The following is a 15,679-nucleotide window of genomic DNA, read 5'->3' on the forward strand; positions in this document are numbered from 1 at the left end:
TCGAGATCGTGGCGATTCTGGAAGCCTAACGGCGAGATTTTCGCAAGGGATCAGGGCGGGCAGAAATGCCCGCCCTTTTTCTCGTGCACTTCTCACTTTTGTAGAAGCAGGCGCACGAGTTCAGCCTGGCGCGTCACGCCGGTCTTCTCGAAAATCTTCGACAAGTGGCTGCGTGCCGTGCCGACGGTAATGCCAAGCCGGTCGGCGGTGGCTTGCCGGCCGTCGCCCTTGATAATCTCAAGCGCGAAGGCTGCCTCGGCAGGCGTGAAGCCAAAGCGCCCAAACCCGCGCAGATTGACCGCAACGGCGTGCTTATCCTGATCCGGTCAGCCCTGCTTGCGCTGGACCAGGCCAACAAGACCGGCATTACACGGTGCTGCGCGACATCGGCGCACCCGGCTTCCAATCCAACACCGCGGCACGGCTCGGCGAGATCTTCGCCAAGCTGCGCAGCGACAATATCGATCTGTCCGGTGTTGCCGTGATCGATCCGCAGCTCAATCTGCTGCCGCAGATCGAAGCCGGCGGGTCGATGCGTATGGCGGGCTTCTTTCCCTCGGTGCCGACCCAGGTCAATTTCGAACTGTCGTTCGCGCCGGTGAACGGGCAGTGGCGCCTGTTCGGCATCTCGGTCTCGCTCGGACAGAGCGCCCCTGTTGCCCCCGAACCACCCTCGCCGCCGGTTGCGCAAAAGGAGCCCGCGGCAAACGGCGCCAAACAGCCAACGGCCGCAAAGGTCGCGCCCGCGATCAGGCCCACGCCGCCGGACAACAAGCTGGCCGACAGCCCGCAACCGAAATAGGACCGGACCGTGAGCCTTGCGGACGAGGATCGATCGCCGAGCGGTGGAACGGGCCGGCCACCCTTTAGAATTGGTTAACCAGCGATTTCCGTAGGTTCCATCGGGCTTTTTACGAACCGGATGAGGCATTTGGGTGACACTCCGGCAAGCCGCAAGGCTTCCCCTTGGCCCCGTTGTTACCTATAACCCCGCGACCTGACCCGCCCCTTCTTTGCTGGAATCCGGATGGCCCAATCCCCTGCCGCGACGATCTATGTGCTCAACGGCCCGAACCTCAACATGCTGGGGATACGGGAGCCGGAAAAATATGGCCATTCGTCGCTCGCCGATGTCGAAAAGCTTTGCGTGGAAACGGCGGCGCAATTCGGCCTGACGGCCGATTGCCGCCAGTCCAACCGCGAGGGCGAGCTGATCGAGTTCATCCACGAAGCGCACGCCAAAAAGGCGGTCGGCATCATCATCAACGCCGGCGGCTATTCGCATACTTCGATCGCGCTGCACGACGCGCTGGTCGCGGTGAAGATCCCCACGGTCGAAGTGCATATCAGCAACATCCACGCCCGCGAGAGCTTCCGCCACCACTCCTTCACGGCCATGGCCGCCTTCGCCTCGCTCTGCGGCTTCGGCATTGACGGCTACCGGCTCGCAATCAATGGCCTGGCCGCCAAGATCGGCGCCAAGGCGAAGACCTGACCTTCAAAAACTGACATCACTGAGATCGAACGACACCAAGCCTGACGCTTAAGCCGTCACCCACATCGAGATTCCGGATCAAAGAGCATGGCCCGCCAGCCCGACAACAAGTCAGCGGACAAATCAGCCGCCAATCTGCAGAGCGACGACAGCGCGCTCATTCGCGAACTCGCGCTCTTGCTGGATGAGACCAGCCTGACCGAGATCGAAATCGAGCGCGACGGCCTGCGGCTGCGCGTCGCGCGCAACATCAGCGTAGCCGCGGCACTGCCGGCGAGCTACCAGCCGATGCCGGCTGCGGCGGCAGCCATTGCCACGGCGCCGGCGACAGATCTTGCCAAGCATCCGGGCGTGGTCCCCTCGCCGATGGTCGGCACCGCCTATTGGGCGCCCGAGCCCGGCGCCAAGCCGTTCATCGACGTCGGCACCAAGGTATCGGCGGGACAAACCCTGCTGATCATCGAAGCGATGAAGACGATGAACCAGATCCCGTCGCCGCGCGCCGGCACGGTGACGCAAATTCTCGTCGAAGACGGCCAGCCGGTCGAATTCGGCGAGCCGCTCGTGATCATTGAATAAAACTCGTCAACGTCAGGCGCTGCGATGTTCGATAAGATTCTGATAGCCAATCGCGGCGAGATTGCCCTGCGCGTGCTGCGCGCGTGCAAGGAGCTCGGCATCTCCACCGTTGCCGTGCATTCCACCGCCGACGCCGATGCCATGCATGTGCGGCTCGCCGACGAGAGCGTCTGCATTGGGCCGCCGCCGTCCAAGGACTCCTATCTCAACGTCCCGGCGCTGCTCGCGGCCTGCGAGATCACCGGTGCGGACGCCGTGCACCCCGGATACGGATTCCTGTCCGAGAACGCCCGCTTCGCCGAAATCCTCGCCGAGCACAATCTGCATTTCATCGGCCCGAAGGCCGAGCACATCCGCCTGATGGGCGACAAGATCGAGGCCAAGAAGACTGCCAAGCGGCTCGGCATCCCCGTCGTGCCCGGCTCCGACGGCGCGGTTTCGTCGGATGACGACGCGATGGCGATTGCCAAGGCGATCGGCTTCCCCGTGCTGGTCAAGGCCGCTGCCGGCGGTGGCGGCCGCGGCATGAAGGTCGCGCAAACCGCCGACGATCTGATGATGGCGCTGACGACGGCCGGCAATGAAGCCAAGTCGGCGTTCGGCGACGCATCCGTCTATCTGGAAAAATACCTGCAGAAGCCGCGCCACATCGAGATCCAGATTCTCGGCGACGGCCGCGGCGGAGCGATCCATCTCGGCGAGCGCGACTGCTCGCTGCAGCGCCGTCACCAGAAGGTCTGGGAAGAAGGCCCCTCGCCGGTTCTAGCCGCCGCCGCCCGCGCCAAGATCGGCGAGACCTGCGCCAAGGCGATGCGGGACATGAAATATCTCGGCGTCGGCACCATCGAATTCCTCTATGAGGATGGCGAGTTCTACTTCATCGAGATGAACACCCGCATCCAGGTCGAGCATCCCGTCACCGAGAGCATCACCGACATCGACCTGGTGCTCGAGCAGATCCGCATCGCCGCCGGCGGCGACCTGCCCGCGAAGCAGGAAGAGATCGCCATCATCGGCCATGCCATCGAATGCCGCGTCAACGCGGAAAACCCGCAGACCTTCCGCCCCTCGCCCGGCAAGATCACGCAATTCCACCCGCCCGGCGGGCTCGGCGTGCGGATCGATTCCGCCGTTTATCAGGGCTACGTCATCCCACCCTATTACGATTCGCTGGTCGGCAAACTGATCGTGCACGGCAAGACCCGCGCCGAATGCCTGATGCGGCTGCGCCGGGCGCTCGACGAGATGGTGGTCGACGGCATCGAGACCACGCTGCCGCTGTTCCGGGCGCTGGTCCGGGAGGCCGACATCATCAACGGCGACTACCACATCCACTGGCTTGAACAGTACCTCGCCGGCAAGCCCGTAGACGGCAAGGCCTCCTGAGCGGCGATACCCCAATATTAGACGGCGCATGGAACCAATCGGTTCCATGCACGTTGACGTGTATTGGGGGGTGGCCAGGGGCGCTTGTTCCGTTTGCTCATGACGCGAGACCACTGTGACCGCTGATACCCAGCGCAAACGCGCCATGGGCCACGTCCTGCTGCTTGGGGCGGGGCTGCTGGTCCTGACCGTCATCAGCGCCGCCTCGGTCTATCTGGTCAACATGGCGCGCGAGGACGCGCGCAAGGTTGTGCGCACCCTCGAGGTTGAAAACCAGATATCGCTCGTCCAACTGCAGTTGCGGCGTGCCGAGAGCGCCCAGCGCGGCTATCTGGCGACACTGCGGCCGGATTTTCAGGCCGATTTCGAGCAGGCGATGACCGAACTGGCGCCTTCGCTGACGCGGCTGAGCCAGCTCATCAGCGACAATCCGGTGCAAAGGCGGCTCATCGACGAGATGATGCCGCTCTACGACCAGCGGGTCGAGGAATTCCGTACGACCATGGAACTGGCCCGGTCGCAGCGCATGAGCGACGCCGCCAAGATCGTGCGCGAGGGCATCGGACGCGACACCATGAAACATCTCGAGGATCTCGCGGTGCGGATGCGGGCAGAAGAAGATCGCCTGTTTGTCGAGCGAACGACCAATGCCGATCGCAGCCAGACGCTGGCGGCTTCGATCACCGGCATCGGTTCGGGTCTAGTCGTCGTGCTTGCCGGCATAGCGATTCTTCTGGTGCGGCGTTCGTCGCACGCGCGCGACCTGGCTGACGCCAGGCTGCGCGACAGCCATCTCAACCTCGAAGCCACGATCGACGAACGCACCGCGGATCTGCGCGAGGCCAATGACGAGATCCAGCGCTTCGCCTATATCGTCAGCCACGATCTGCGATCCCCGCTGGTGAACATCATGGGTTTCACCAGCGAGCTGGAGGAATTGCGCGGCGACATCTTCAAACGGATCGCAGCACTTTCCCGCGCGCAATCGGAAGCACCACCCGCGCCGGAGAATGCCACCGACACCGCCGAGCCCGCGCTCGAGGGGGCCGACAAGCAGCTCTCGCAGGATTTCTCCGAGGCGCTCGGCTTCATCAAGTCTTCGATCGGCAAGATGGACCGGCTGATATCGGCGATCCTCAACCTTACCCGCGAGGGACGGCGCGAGTTCGAGCCGGTCTGGATCGACACCAGGGAGCTGATCGAGGCCATCGTGACGACGGTGGCGCATCAGGCCGCGGAAGCCCAGGCCGAGATCCGGATTGATGCATTGCCGAATATCGTCAGCGACCGCCTTGCGCTGGAGCAGATCTTCTCCAATCTGATCGACAATGCGCTCAAATACCTCAAGACGGGGGTCCCCGGCGAAATCTCGGTGCGTGGTCGCACCAAGCTCGGCTTTGCGATTTTCGAGATATCGGACAACGGGCGCGGCATCGACCCGAAGGACCACCAGCGAATCTTTGATTTGTTCCGCCGGGCAGGAACCCAGGACAAGCCGGGACAAGGCATCGGGCTCGCCCATGTCCGCGCCCTGGTGCGCCGCCTGGGAGGAACCATGGCGGTCTCCTCGGAACTTCACCAGGGCAGCACGTTCACGATTACGCTGCCTATCAATTGGCCAGCAGGCAACCGGAAAACACGTACATGAGTAATCCAGTCACCATCATCATGATCGAGGACGATGAGGGGCATGCCCGCCTGATCGAGCGAAATATACGCCGGTCCGGTGTCAACAATGAGATAATTCCGTTCACCAGCGGTACAGCCGCGCTGAACTACCTGTTCGGCACGGACGGGACGGGCCTGAACCACAAGGGCAGCGCGCTCCTGATCCTGCTCGATCTCAATTTGCCCGACACGACGGGCATCGACATTCTGAAGCGGGTCAAGGAAAACAAATATCTCAAGACCACGCCGGTCGTGGTGTTGACCACCACCGACGATTCCCATGAGATCAAGCGCTGCTACGAACTCGGTTGCAACGTCTACATTACCAAGCCCGTGAACTACGAAAGCTTCGCCAACGCCATTCGCCAGCTCGGTCTGTTCTTTTCCGTCATTCAGGTCCCCCCGGCAGCCATATGAAACCTGCGACGCCGACACTGCTGTATATCGACGACGACGCCGGCCTCGCCCGGCTGGTCGACCGCGGCCTGACGCGGGCCGGCTTCAAGGTCGTCCACGCGGCAGGCGGAGAGGAAGGGCTGGCGCGGCTGGCGCAAGGTGGCATCGACGTGATCGCGCTCGATCAGTACATGCCGGGTCTCGACGGCCTCGAAACGCTGGAACGCATCATGGCGATCGCGGACGCCCCGCCCGTGGTGTTCGTCACCGCCGCGCAGGATTCGGCGATCGCCGTCACGGCGCTGAAGGCCGGCGCCGCCGACTATCTCGTCAAGGATACGCAGGGCGATTTCATTCCGCTGCTGCAGGTCGCCGTCAACGGTGCGCTCCGGCAGGCCGAGTTGCAGCGGGCGCGCGACGAGGCCGAAGCCGAGGTTCACGCCTCGCGCGACCGCTATGCGGCCCTCGCCGCCGAGCGCGAAGTTCTGCTGCGTGAAGTCAACCACCGCGTCGGAAACTCGCTGCAGATCATCGCCTCGCTGTTGCACCTGCAGGCCAATTCGGCCACGCAGGACGACGTCAAGGCCGCATTGACCAATGCGATGGGCCGCGTCGCCGCCGTCGCCCAGGTGCACCGCCGCCTCTACACCTCGCATGACCTCAAGAGCGTGCTCCTGAACCAGTATCTCGAAGCCCTGCTGGAAGACCTCCGCCGTTCGGCCGAGGGCAACAGGATGTCGCGGTTGACGCTCAAGGCCGAACCGATCGAGATCGACCCGGACCGCGCGGTGGCGATCGGCATCATCGTCAACGAACTGGTGATGAATGCCGTCAAATACGCCTATCCCGACGGCGCCGGTCCCATTCACGTCGAGCTCAAGGCCGACGGCGAGGACCTCTTGGTCACGATTACAGACGACGGCGTCGGTCTCAACGCCAAGGCCGACCCGCGCTCCACCGGGATGGGACAGCGCATCGTCAGCGCGATGGCCGCCAAGCTGGACGCCAGCGCCGAGCGCGATCCCGACCATCACGGCACACGGATCGTGCTGCGCTTCCGGCGTGTTCCGGCAGCGCCGGCAGCAAAACCGAGCAACGCTGCCGCAGCAGGTTGAACTTTACCGGTCCCGCGGCATCGCCGCTTCGATCGAACGCGCAGCCGCGACCAGGAAGTCCGCCACCTCGATGGCGCGGCGCGGACCCAGCCTGTTTCGGATGGCAGAGAGCGTAATCGCCCCGGCGGGCTGGCCGTCGGGCGTCCGGATCCAGGCTGAAAGCGACTTCGTACCCTGCACCAGACCGACATCGCGCAAATTGTAGCCCCGGCGGCGCGCGAGCTGGATCTGACCGATCACGGTCGGCGCATCGGTCCGGTAGGCCTTGAAGCGAGCTTCGTTGGCAAGCACGATCTTGCGTGCCTCCGGTGACGGCATGGCAGCCAGGATCGCGACGCCTGCGCTGCTGACGCCGAGCGGACGCCGCACCCCGACCTCGATCGACAATATCTGGATCGGATAGCTGCCGATGCGGCGCGCCACGCACAAGGTATCGAAACCGGTGCGCACGGTCAGAAACAGTGTATCGCCAAATTGCACCGAAGCCGCCGCAAGATGCGGCTCTGCCGCAATCAACAGCGGCGAACGCGATGGCCGCGCCAGCGCCAGTTCGGGCACCTGACGGCCGACGACGTAATTGCCCGTCCGCTCGCTGCGCTCGACGATGCCCTCCTCGATCAGCACGTGCACGATGCGATGTACCGTGGGGCGGGTAAGCGATGTGGCCTGCACGACTTCCGCGAGAGGCACGCCTCTTTCACCACCAATCGCGAGCGTTCGCAGCACCGCCACCGCCCGACGGATCGCCTGGCCGCCCGGCAGCGGCTCGCCGCCGCGCGGCCTTAACCGACCGTTTGTCATGCGCATTTCTCACTGCCCACAATGTGGACAGAAACACCACAATTTCGTCGACAGTGGAAGGGGCAAGCGCAAAATCCGCCGCGCGGAACAATAGATGCGCATGCCGCTGGGACGGGGTTCGCGCAAACAAGAAGTAACGGCCGAATGTGCCGTTTTCGGGAGAATCCGATGAAGTTTTTTGCGGTCGCAGGCATCGCTGTATCGGCGCTATTGGCTGTGGTGACGAACACACCGGCCGACGCCCAGCAATGGCCGGCGCGACAGGTGCGCCTGATCGTCCCCTATCCGGCCGGCGGCAATGTCGACAGCGCCGCGCGCGTCATCGCCGACAAGCTCCAGGCCAAGCTCGGCCAGCCCTTCATCGTGGAAAACAAGGCCGGCGCCGGCGGCCTGATCGCCGGCGAGGCGTTCGCGAAAATGCCGCCCGACGGCTACGCACTGTTCGTCGGCGCCAACGGCCCGGTGCTGTTCGCGCCCGAGATCGCCAAGCGCGACGCCTACAACTGGAAGCGGGATTTCGTTCCCATCAGCTCGATCACGATGACGCCGCTGGTGCTCGAAGTGCATCCATCGGTGCAAGCCAAGGATCTGAACGAGTTTATCGAACTTGCCCGCCGTGATCCGGGCAAGCTGACGATGGCGTCACCCGGCCAGGGCACGACGAACCATCTGCTCAGCGAGCTGATGCAGGAGACGCTGAAACTGCAATGGCTGACGGTGCACTACCGCGGCAACGCACCTGCGCTCAACGACCTGATCGGCGGACAGGTGCAATTCGCCCTCGACCAGATTTCGGTCGGACTGCCTTCGATCAAGAGCGGCATGCTGCGCGCGCTTGCTGTTACCGGCAACCACCGCGCCTCCTGGCTTCCCGACGTCCCGACCTTTACCGAACTCGGCTACAAGGAATTTGACGGCCAGACGTTCACCGGCCTGTTCGCGCCCGCACGTACGCCGCCCGAAATCGTGGCCAAGCTCCACGAAACGCTCACAGAGATCCTGAAAGATCCCGCCATCGTCGAGAAGTTCAACGCGCTCGGTGCTGAGGCTGTGTCGATGACACCGGCGGAATTCACGAGCTATCTCGAAAAAGAGGACTCCAAGTGGATTCCCGTCGTTCGCAAGGCGAACATCAAGGCTGACTGAAGGTCTTTCCAATGCGGATCGATCCGGCATATCTCGACCCCGAAACCGCCTACCGGCTGATCACCGGCATCGTGGTCCCCCGCCCGATCGCCTGGGTGACCAGCCTGTCCGGCAGCGGCGTGCTCAACCTCGCCCCGTTCTCTGCCTTCACGTTCGTCTCGCCGAAGCCGCCGATGCTGGCCATCAGCGTCGGCCGCAAGGGCGGGCTCTACAAGGATACCGCGCAGAACATCCTCAACAACGAGGAGTATGTCGTTCACATCGCGGACTCCAGCCTGATGAATGCGGTGCATGAGAGCTCCACCGAGCATCCGGCCGATGTCAGCGAGGTCGAGGAATTGCGGCTTTCGACGCTGCCGGGCGAGCGGATCAAGGTGCCTCGCCTGGCGGTCGCACCGATCGCGATGGAATGCCGCTTCCGGCAGTGCCTCGAATTCGGCGAGACCCGCAGCCGGCTCATCGTCGGCGAAGTGCTCGTCTTCCACATCAGGGATGGCCTGCTCAACAACGGCAAGATCGAAACCGAGGCGCTCGATCCGATCGCCCGCATCGCCGGTCCCCGTTACGCCAAGCTCGGCGAAATCGTCACCTTGAAGCCGGTGTTCCAGACTTCGAAAACTGAATCCTGAAAACGCCGAAGCGCGTTGTCGCTGCGTTTATTGCAGCGCTGATCCGGAGATCCACTGCATGCGTCTTCTGAGTTATCTCGCAAACGGCGAGCCGCGCTTCGGTGCGGCCGTTGCCGGCGGCGTGGTTGACCTCACCAAACGGTTAGGTCCGAAATGTCCCGACCTTCGGTCCCTGATCGTCAAAAACGGTCTGGACGTGGCGCGCCAAATGATCGACGGGGCCAAGCCGGATCATGCCCTCAATGACCTCGTGCTGCTGCCGCCGATCCCGAACCCGGAAAAACTCTGGTGCATCGGCGTCAACTACAACGACCGCAACGCCGAGTACAAGGACAATTCGGACCTGCCGAAATATCCGAGCCTGTTCGTCCGCAATCCCTCCTCCGTCGTCGGCTCCGGCCAGCCGATCGAGAAGCCGAAGATTTCCGAACAGCTCGACTATGAAGGCGAGCTTGTGATCGTGATCGGCAAGGAAGGAAGGCACATTCCGCGCGAGCGCGCCTTCGACCACATCTTCGGCATGACGCTGTGCAACGAGGGCAGCGTTCGCGACTGGCTGCACCACGGCAAGTTCAACGTTACGCAAGGCAAGAATTTCGATCGTTCGGGGAGCATCGGTCCCTGGCTCGTCACCTCGGACGAATGCGACCCGCGCGGTCCGCTCGATATCGTCACCCGCGTCAACGGCGAGGTGCGCCAGAGCGATTCCACCGAGCGGCTGATGTTCCCGTTCGACTTCCTGATCGCCTATCTCTCCACCTTCGCCACCCTGAAGCCCGGCGACATGATCGCGACCGGCACCCCGACCGGCGCCGGCGCGCGCTTCACGCCGCCGCGCTGGCTCAAGGTTGGCGATGTCGTCGAGGTGGAATCCGCCGGAATCGGCATCCTCCGCAACACCGTGGCGGAGGAGCAATAGGCCGATGCTAGATCAACAAACCGTCGAACGGCTGGCGCAGCGCCTGGACGAGGCCGAGCGCAGCAAGTCGCTGATCCCGGCGTTCACGCGCGACTATCCCGATCTCACGATCGAGGACGCCTACGCCATTCAGCGTGCATGGACCAAGCTGCAGCTCTCCCGCGGCCGTATCGTCAGGGGACACAAGATCGGCCTGACGTCGAAAGCGATGCAGAACGCGGTCGGTATTTCCGAGCCGGACTACGGCGTGCTGTTCGCGGACATGTTCTATCCGGACGCGTCGCCGATCCCGTTCGATCGCTTTCGTGCGCCCCGCATCGAGGTCGAACTGGCCTTCGTGCTGAAGGCGCCGTTGAAGGGACCGGATTGCACGGTCTTCGAGGTGCTCAACGCCACCGATTACGTCACGCCGGCGCTGGAAATCCTGGAGACGCGGATGCATCGCGTCGATCCCGAGACCAAGGCGCCGCGTAAGGTAATGGACACGATCTCCGACAATGCTGCGAATGCGGCGCTGGTTGTCGGTGGCCGCCCGATTCGTCCGCTTGATGCGGACTTGCGCTGGATCGGCGCGCTGTTGTTCCGTAACGGCCAGATCGAGGAAACCGGCATCGCCGCCGGCGTTCTCAACCATCCCGCCAATGGCGTGGCCTGGCTCGCCAACCGGCTGGCGGCGCAAGGCGAGCATCTCGAGGCCGGCGAAGTAGTGCTGGCGGGATCGTTCACCCGCCCGGTCGACATTGCCAGAGGCGACACGTTCCATGCCGATTACGGCCGGTTCGGATCGGTGTCCTGCCAGTTCGTTTGAATAAAAAAGCGTCCCAGGGAGAGTAATAATGACAAGGCGCAAGAGCATTCATATTGGCGAGTTCAAGCACGCAAATCCCATTCCGAACGCTTCCCGCATCGGCAATCTCCTGATGTCCGGCGTTATCCTCGGCCGCGATCCAGCGACCGGCAAGATGCCGGAAAAGATCGAGGAACAGTGCGTCCATATGTTCGCGCACATGAAAGCCATCGTGGAGGCCGGCGGCGGCACAACGGACGACATCATCAAGATGACGGTGTGGCTGCAGGACCGCACGCAGCGCGCGCCGGTGAATGTCGAGTGGCTGAAGATGTTTCCCGACGAGCATTCGCGCCCTGCCCGCCACGCGCTGCAGATGGACATGGAAAACGGCGCGCTGGTGCAATGCGATTTCACGGCCGTGATCGGCTGACCGCTACTCAACAAGGAACCCTAGATGCCGACCTACCTTCCGTTCGATCCGAACCCGCGCCGCCCCTCAAGACTGCCGCCGCCGAAGAGCATTGACAGCCAGTTTCACGTGCTCGGCCCGCTGGAGAAATATCCGGTGCGGCCCGGCGCCGCCTACCAGATGCCGACCGCGACCTGGGAAGCTGCGTTGCGCGTCCACAGGGCGCTCGGCATCGAGCGCGGCATCATCGTGCAGACCACGACCTATGGCGCCGACCATGCCGTGGTGCTCGATGCGCTTGCGGCGATGGGGCCGAACTATCGCGGCTGCGCCAATGCGCTGGTGTTCCCCGAAGCCGACGACGCCTACCTCGCCAAGCTGCACGACGCCGGCGTGCGCGGCGCGCGTTTCAGCTTCCGCCAGGAACTCGGCGCCGTGCTCTCGGACAAGGATTTTGCCCGCGCGATCGCCAGAATTCGCGAACTCGGCTGGTACGCAAAGATCCAGCCGGAAAAGGACGGCATCGTCTCCAGCGCCGCCAAATACGAAAACCTCGACGTTCCCGTGCTGATCGATCACATGGCGCGCCCTGACCCGACCGGCGGCAAGAACGACCCGAATTTTCAGAAGATGCTGGAGCTTCTTTCGAAGGGCAATTTCTGGGTGATGCTGTCACTCGGTGAAAAGACCTCGAAGAAGGGTCCGCCCTGGGATGACGTCATTCCGATCGCGCGCGCCTATATCGAGGCGGCGCCCGAGCGTTGCGTGTGGGCGAGCGACTGGCCGCACCCAGTGTCGGTGGTGCAGCCGCCCAACGATGCCGACCTGCTCGAACTGCTTTATCGCTACGTGGCCGATGAGGCAGAGCTGAAGAGAATTTTGGTCACCAACCCAGCCAAACTGTTCGGCTTCGCGGATTAGTCGTATCCCGCCTAGCGCAGCGCGACCGTCACGAAGGACACGACGATCGGCAGCGTCACCGCTGCCAGCGTCGTGCCGAGCGCGACAGCGCCGGAGACGGCTTCGTTGAGCCGTCCGTACTGGGCCGAGAAGATATAGGCATTGGCGCCGGTCGGCATCGCGGCAAACAGAACGACCACGGCCGCGGAAATCGGCGGCAAGGCCAGGACGTAGAAGGCGAGGACGGCGGCAACGGCCGGCATCGCCACGAGCTTGAGCGCGCACATGATGGCCATGCCGAGTGCCTGCCCCTTGATCCTGAATCCAAAGAGGTTGATGCCGAGCGCAATCAGCGCCGTGGGCGAGCCCGCCTGCGCCAGCAGGTCGAGCGTCTTGTCCGCTACCGGATGCAGCCCCAATCCGGTAAGGCGCCAGAGGAAGCCGAAGCCGAGCGCAAGCATGATCGGGTTGCGCGCGATCTCGCTGATAGCCCGCAGCACCAGGAGCGGTGCGCTCTCCGAGGACTTCCGTTCCGCCCATGCCATCTGCAGCGTGCCGCAAAGCCACAGCAGCGGCGTGTTGACCGACAGGATCAACGCCATCGAGCCGGCAGCCTGGCTTCCCAGCGCCGACAATATCAGGGGAATGCCGAGCATCACGATGTTGCCATAGATCGAGCCGATCGCGAGCACCACGCCATCCGCCCGGGATTGCCGCAGCAGCGATGACGCCAGCAGCGCGACGATCCAAATCACCGCCGTCGCCCCGTAATAGGCGCCCCACACCGAGAAGGCGCTGACGGCGGGAAATTCGGCGACGACCACAATCCGGAACAGCAGCGCCGGAATGGCAATGCTGAACGCGAACTCGGCAATGCCCTTGTGTGCCGTAGGCGTAATGAAACGCAGCGCCACCGCCGCATAGCCCGCCCCGATCAGGGCGAACACGGGGACGACGATCAGCACCGCGCTCATGTTCGGGTCATACCACCTTGAGCCACGGCAGCACGATCAGCAGCAGGCCGGCAAAATAGATCACGCCGAAGATCAGGCCGAGCTTCCAGAAAGCGCCCTTCCCGATGTAGCCGCTGCCGTAATACATCGGCGCCGGTCCGGTCGCATAGGGCGAGATCACGCCCATCAGCCCGAGCGAATAAACGCAGAGCAGCGTCAATGTCGGAATCGGCAATCCGGGAATGCTACTGCCGACCGCGAGCACGACCGGCAGCACCGCCGCCGCATGCGAGGTGATACTGGAGAAGAAATAGTGGACCCAGAAGAAGAACGAGACCAACAGGATCAGCCCGAGCGTCGGACCGAGGCCCGCCAATTCCTTGGCATAGCCCTCCGCCACCCATTTGATGAAGCCGATTTCGTTGAGGCCCGAGGACAGCGTCAGCAGCGAGGTGAAATAGAAGAACACCTCCCACGCGCTCTTCTCGCGGACGATGTCCTCGAACTCGATCACGCCGGTCAGAAGCATCAGCGAGATCACGACAAAGACGACCATGGTCGGGTTGATGAAGTTCGATCCCAGCAGCGGCAGGCTGATGGTCGGGTTTGAACCGCAGATCCACAGGAACATCGCCAGCAGCACCAAGGCTGCCATGATCCACTCGTTGCGCGACAACGACCCCATTGTCTTGAGCTCGCTCGCACTCCATTCGACGATTTCGGGGCTCTCCTTCACTTCCGGGCGGCAAACCACGTAGCTCAATAGCGGCACCAGGATCAGCAGCAGGATGCCGAGCGGCGCAAAGCCGATGAACCATTGCGACCACTCAACTTCGACGCCGGTGATCCTCTTGGCGATGGCAAGCGCAGCCGCATTGGGCGCCAGCGCGGTCAGGAACAAGGAGCTCGTCACCGCGGTGGTGGCAAATGCCGTCCACATCACATAGGTGCCGATCCTGCCGGCCGTCGGCCCCGGCTCCGAGCCGTAGATGCGCGGGATGTTGCTGACGATCGGATAGATGGTGCCGCCGCTGCGCGCGGTGTTGGACGGCGTCGCCGGCGCCAGCACGAGGTCGGAGAACGCCACCGCATAGCCGAGCCCGATCGTGCGACGACCGAGATGGTGCACCAGCAGCAGCGCGAGCCTGCGGCCAAGCCCGCTCTTGCGGTAGCCGATCGAGAACACGAAGGCGCCGACGATCAGCCACACCGTGCTTTCGGAAAAGCCGCCCAGCATCCAGCGCAGCGCCTTGTTGGGATCGTGCTCGACATAGCCCGAGAGACCCGCAACCGTCAGACCGACGAGGCCTATGGCGCCCACCGGCATCGATTCCAGGATGAGAGCCGTGATCACGGCGGCAAAAAGCGCGAAATAGTGCCACTGATTGGCATTGAGGCCGGCCGGAACCGGCATGAGATAAAGCGCCAGCCAGATCAATAGCGGCGCAACGGTCTTCCAGGTGATTTTCACGCGTCCCTCTTTTCCTCCCGGCGCTTTCCCGCCATCCGGGGCGCGCCGTCTTTTTTTGCCGTACGTAGCATAGGCCCGCTGCCTCCTGCTATCCTCCCAGGCATGACATCACGCGAGTCAGCCGCTTCCGAAATCACCCCTGAAGTGCTGCTGCGGGCCTATGCCTGCGGCATCTTCCCGATGGCCGAGAGCGCCGGTGATCCGACGCTGTTCTGGGTCGAGCCGGAACTGCGCGGGGTGATCCCGCTCGAGGGCTTCCGCATTGCCTCGCGGCTCGCCCGCACCGTGCGCTCGGATGCTTTCAGCGTCACCGTCGATACCGCTTTCAAGGCGGTCATTGCCGGCTGCGCGGCGCCGCAGCCGGGCCGCGACGACACCTGGATCAACAAGCGCATCCGCGATCTCTATCTCGGGCTCTTCGAGCTCGGGCACTGCCACAGCGTCGAGGTCTGGCAGGACGGCGACCTCGTCGGCGGGCTCTACGGCGTCAGCCTGGGGCGCGCGTTCTTCGGCGAGAGCATGTTCCATCGCGCTCGCGATGCGTCGAAAGTGGCGCTGGTGCATCTGGTGGCGCGGCTGATCTCGGGCGGGTTCGAGCTGCTCGACACGCAATATGTCACCGAGCATCTGCGCAGCTTTGGCGCGGTCGAAATTTCAAGGCGACGCTATCGCGCCTTGCTCGACAAGGCGATCGTGGGCGAGCCGGCGGAGTTCATGCGGCTGCAGCCCAGCATCAGCGGCGCGGAGGCGCTGGCGATTATTGCGCGGAGCCCATAGCGCGCGTAGCCCGGATGCAATCCGGGACCACTTTCACGTCGTGGCACCGACCCCGGATTTCGCTTTGCTCCATCCGGGCTACGGATTCGACGATCCCGCCTAATTCCCGAACAATCCGCCGAACAGTCCACCCGGCCGCTGTTGCGGCGGCGGTGGTGGCGGTGGCGGCGCCTGCTGAGGCTGCTGCTGGAACTGCGGCTGCGGCGGCGGTCCCGGCGGGCGCGGCGCGGCCTGCTTCGGTTGAG

The 15,679-nt window shown here is 63.6% G+C and carries 17 protein-coding genes; 14 read left to right on the forward strand and 3 right to left on the reverse strand.

What is annotated here, in order from left to right; translation table 11 throughout:
* The first annotated feature begins 373 nt into the window (after positions 1-373).
* The 7 genes from CQ14_RS32640 (at position 374) to CQ14_RS32670 (ending at position 6,639) form a co-directional block, all read left to right on the forward strand.
* The gene (locus CQ14_RS32640) at positions 374-802 is read left to right on the forward strand and encodes a hypothetical protein (RefSeq protein ID WP_430650236.1); all 429 of its coding nucleotides are present in this window, start codon (positions 374-376) and stop codon (positions 800-802) included.
* 225 nt (positions 803-1,027) lie between these two features.
* The gene (gene aroQ, locus CQ14_RS32645; RefSeq protein WP_057861888.1) at positions 1,028-1,495 is read left to right on the forward strand and encodes a type II 3-dehydroquinate dehydratase; all 468 of its coding nucleotides are present in this window, start codon (positions 1,028-1,030) and stop codon (positions 1,493-1,495) included.
* An 87-nt stretch (positions 1,496-1,582) separates the two neighbouring features.
* Positions 1,583-2,074 carry an acetyl-CoA carboxylase biotin carboxyl carrier protein gene (gene accB, locus CQ14_RS32650; protein WP_057861889.1) on the forward strand — a complete coding sequence of 164 codons (492 nt, stop codon included), beginning with the start codon at positions 1,583-1,585 and terminating at the stop codon, positions 2,072-2,074.
* 24 nt (positions 2,075-2,098) lie between these two features.
* Positions 2,099-3,460, forward strand: a complete 1,362-nt coding sequence (gene accC, locus CQ14_RS32655) for an acetyl-CoA carboxylase biotin carboxylase subunit (protein ID WP_057861890.1) — start codon at positions 2,099-2,101, stop codon at positions 3,458-3,460.
* 115 nt (positions 3,461-3,575) lie between these two features.
* Positions 3,576-5,108 (forward strand): sensor histidine kinase, encoded by a 1,533-nt coding sequence (locus tag CQ14_RS32660; protein ID WP_057861891.1) that lies wholly within the window; start codon positions 3,576-3,578, stop codon positions 5,106-5,108.
* Positions 5,105-5,545 (forward strand): response regulator, encoded by a 441-nt coding sequence (locus CQ14_RS32665; RefSeq protein WP_057861892.1) that lies wholly within the window; start codon positions 5,105-5,107, stop codon positions 5,543-5,545. The genes CQ14_RS32660 and CQ14_RS32665 overlap by 4 nt, the downstream gene beginning before the upstream one ends.
* Positions 5,542-6,639 carry a sensor histidine kinase gene (locus tag CQ14_RS32670; protein WP_057861893.1) on the forward strand — a complete coding sequence of 366 codons (1,098 nt, stop codon included), beginning with the start codon at positions 5,542-5,544 and terminating at the stop codon, positions 6,637-6,639. The genes CQ14_RS32665 and CQ14_RS32670 overlap by 4 nt, the downstream gene beginning before the upstream one ends.
* Positions 6,640-6,642: 3 nt before the next feature.
* Here the strand turns inward: CQ14_RS32670 and CQ14_RS32675 are convergent, their stop codons facing one another.
* The gene (locus CQ14_RS32675) at positions 6,643-7,440 is read right to left on the reverse strand and encodes an IclR family transcriptional regulator (protein ID WP_156435699.1); all 798 of its coding nucleotides are present in this window, start codon (positions 7,438-7,440) and stop codon (positions 6,643-6,645) included.
* Positions 7,441-7,608: 168 nt separating this feature from the next.
* On the opposite strand from CQ14_RS32675, the gene CQ14_RS32680 reads away from it, so the two are divergent.
* From CQ14_RS32680 to CQ14_RS32705, 6 genes are read left to right on the forward strand one after another with little or no spacing between them, the layout of a single operon-like run.
* Complete coding sequence (locus CQ14_RS32680) at positions 7,609-8,586, forward strand: Bug family tripartite tricarboxylate transporter substrate binding protein (protein ID WP_057861895.1); 978 nt, start codon at positions 7,609-7,611, stop codon at positions 8,584-8,586.
* A gap of 11 nt (positions 8,587-8,597) precedes the next feature.
* The gene (locus tag CQ14_RS32685) at positions 8,598-9,215 is read left to right on the forward strand and encodes a flavin reductase family protein (RefSeq protein ID WP_057861896.1); all 618 of its coding nucleotides are present in this window, start codon (positions 8,598-8,600) and stop codon (positions 9,213-9,215) included.
* Positions 9,216-9,273: 58 nt separating this feature from the next.
* The gene (locus CQ14_RS32690) at positions 9,274-10,134 is read left to right on the forward strand and encodes a fumarylacetoacetate hydrolase family protein (protein ID WP_057861897.1); all 861 of its coding nucleotides are present in this window, start codon (positions 9,274-9,276) and stop codon (positions 10,132-10,134) included.
* A 4-nt stretch (positions 10,135-10,138) separates the two neighbouring features.
* Positions 10,139-10,942 carry a 2-oxo-hept-4-ene-1,7-dioate hydratase gene (gene hpaH, locus CQ14_RS32695; protein WP_057861898.1) on the forward strand — a complete coding sequence of 268 codons (804 nt, stop codon included), beginning with the start codon at positions 10,139-10,141 and terminating at the stop codon, positions 10,940-10,942.
* A gap of 28 nt (positions 10,943-10,970) precedes the next feature.
* Positions 10,971-11,354 carry a RidA family protein gene (locus CQ14_RS32700; RefSeq protein WP_057861899.1) on the forward strand — a complete coding sequence of 128 codons (384 nt, stop codon included), beginning with the start codon at positions 10,971-10,973 and terminating at the stop codon, positions 11,352-11,354.
* A 24-nt stretch (positions 11,355-11,378) separates the two neighbouring features.
* Positions 11,379-12,254: an amidohydrolase family protein gene (locus tag CQ14_RS32705; RefSeq protein ID WP_057861900.1), complete on the forward strand. Its 876-nt coding sequence runs from the start codon at positions 11,379-11,381 to the stop codon at positions 12,252-12,254.
* 11 nt (positions 12,255-12,265) lie between these two features.
* On the opposite strand, the gene CQ14_RS32710 is transcribed toward CQ14_RS32705, so the two are convergent.
* On the reverse strand, positions 12,266-13,207 hold the full coding sequence (locus tag CQ14_RS32710; RefSeq protein WP_057861901.1) for an AEC family transporter: 942 nt from the start codon (positions 13,205-13,207) through the stop codon (positions 12,266-12,268).
* Between the two features lie 7 nt (positions 13,208-13,214).
* A complete protein-coding gene (locus CQ14_RS32715) occupies positions 13,215-14,657 on the reverse strand; it encodes a DASS family sodium-coupled anion symporter (protein ID WP_057861902.1) in 1,443 nt (480 codons plus the stop codon).
* 102 nt (positions 14,658-14,759) lie between these two features.
* Here CQ14_RS32715 and aat point away from each other — a divergent pair, with 102 nt between their 5' ends.
* Positions 14,760-15,434 (forward strand): leucyl/phenylalanyl-tRNA--protein transferase, encoded by a 675-nt coding sequence (aat, locus tag CQ14_RS32720; RefSeq protein ID WP_057861903.1) that lies wholly within the window; start codon positions 14,760-14,762, stop codon positions 15,432-15,434.
* Positions 15,435-15,679 lie beyond the last annotated feature (245 nt).

Source organism: Bradyrhizobium lablabi (assembly GCF_001440475.1).
Classification (GTDB): domain Bacteria; phylum Pseudomonadota; class Alphaproteobacteria; order Rhizobiales; family Xanthobacteraceae; genus Bradyrhizobium; species Bradyrhizobium lablabi.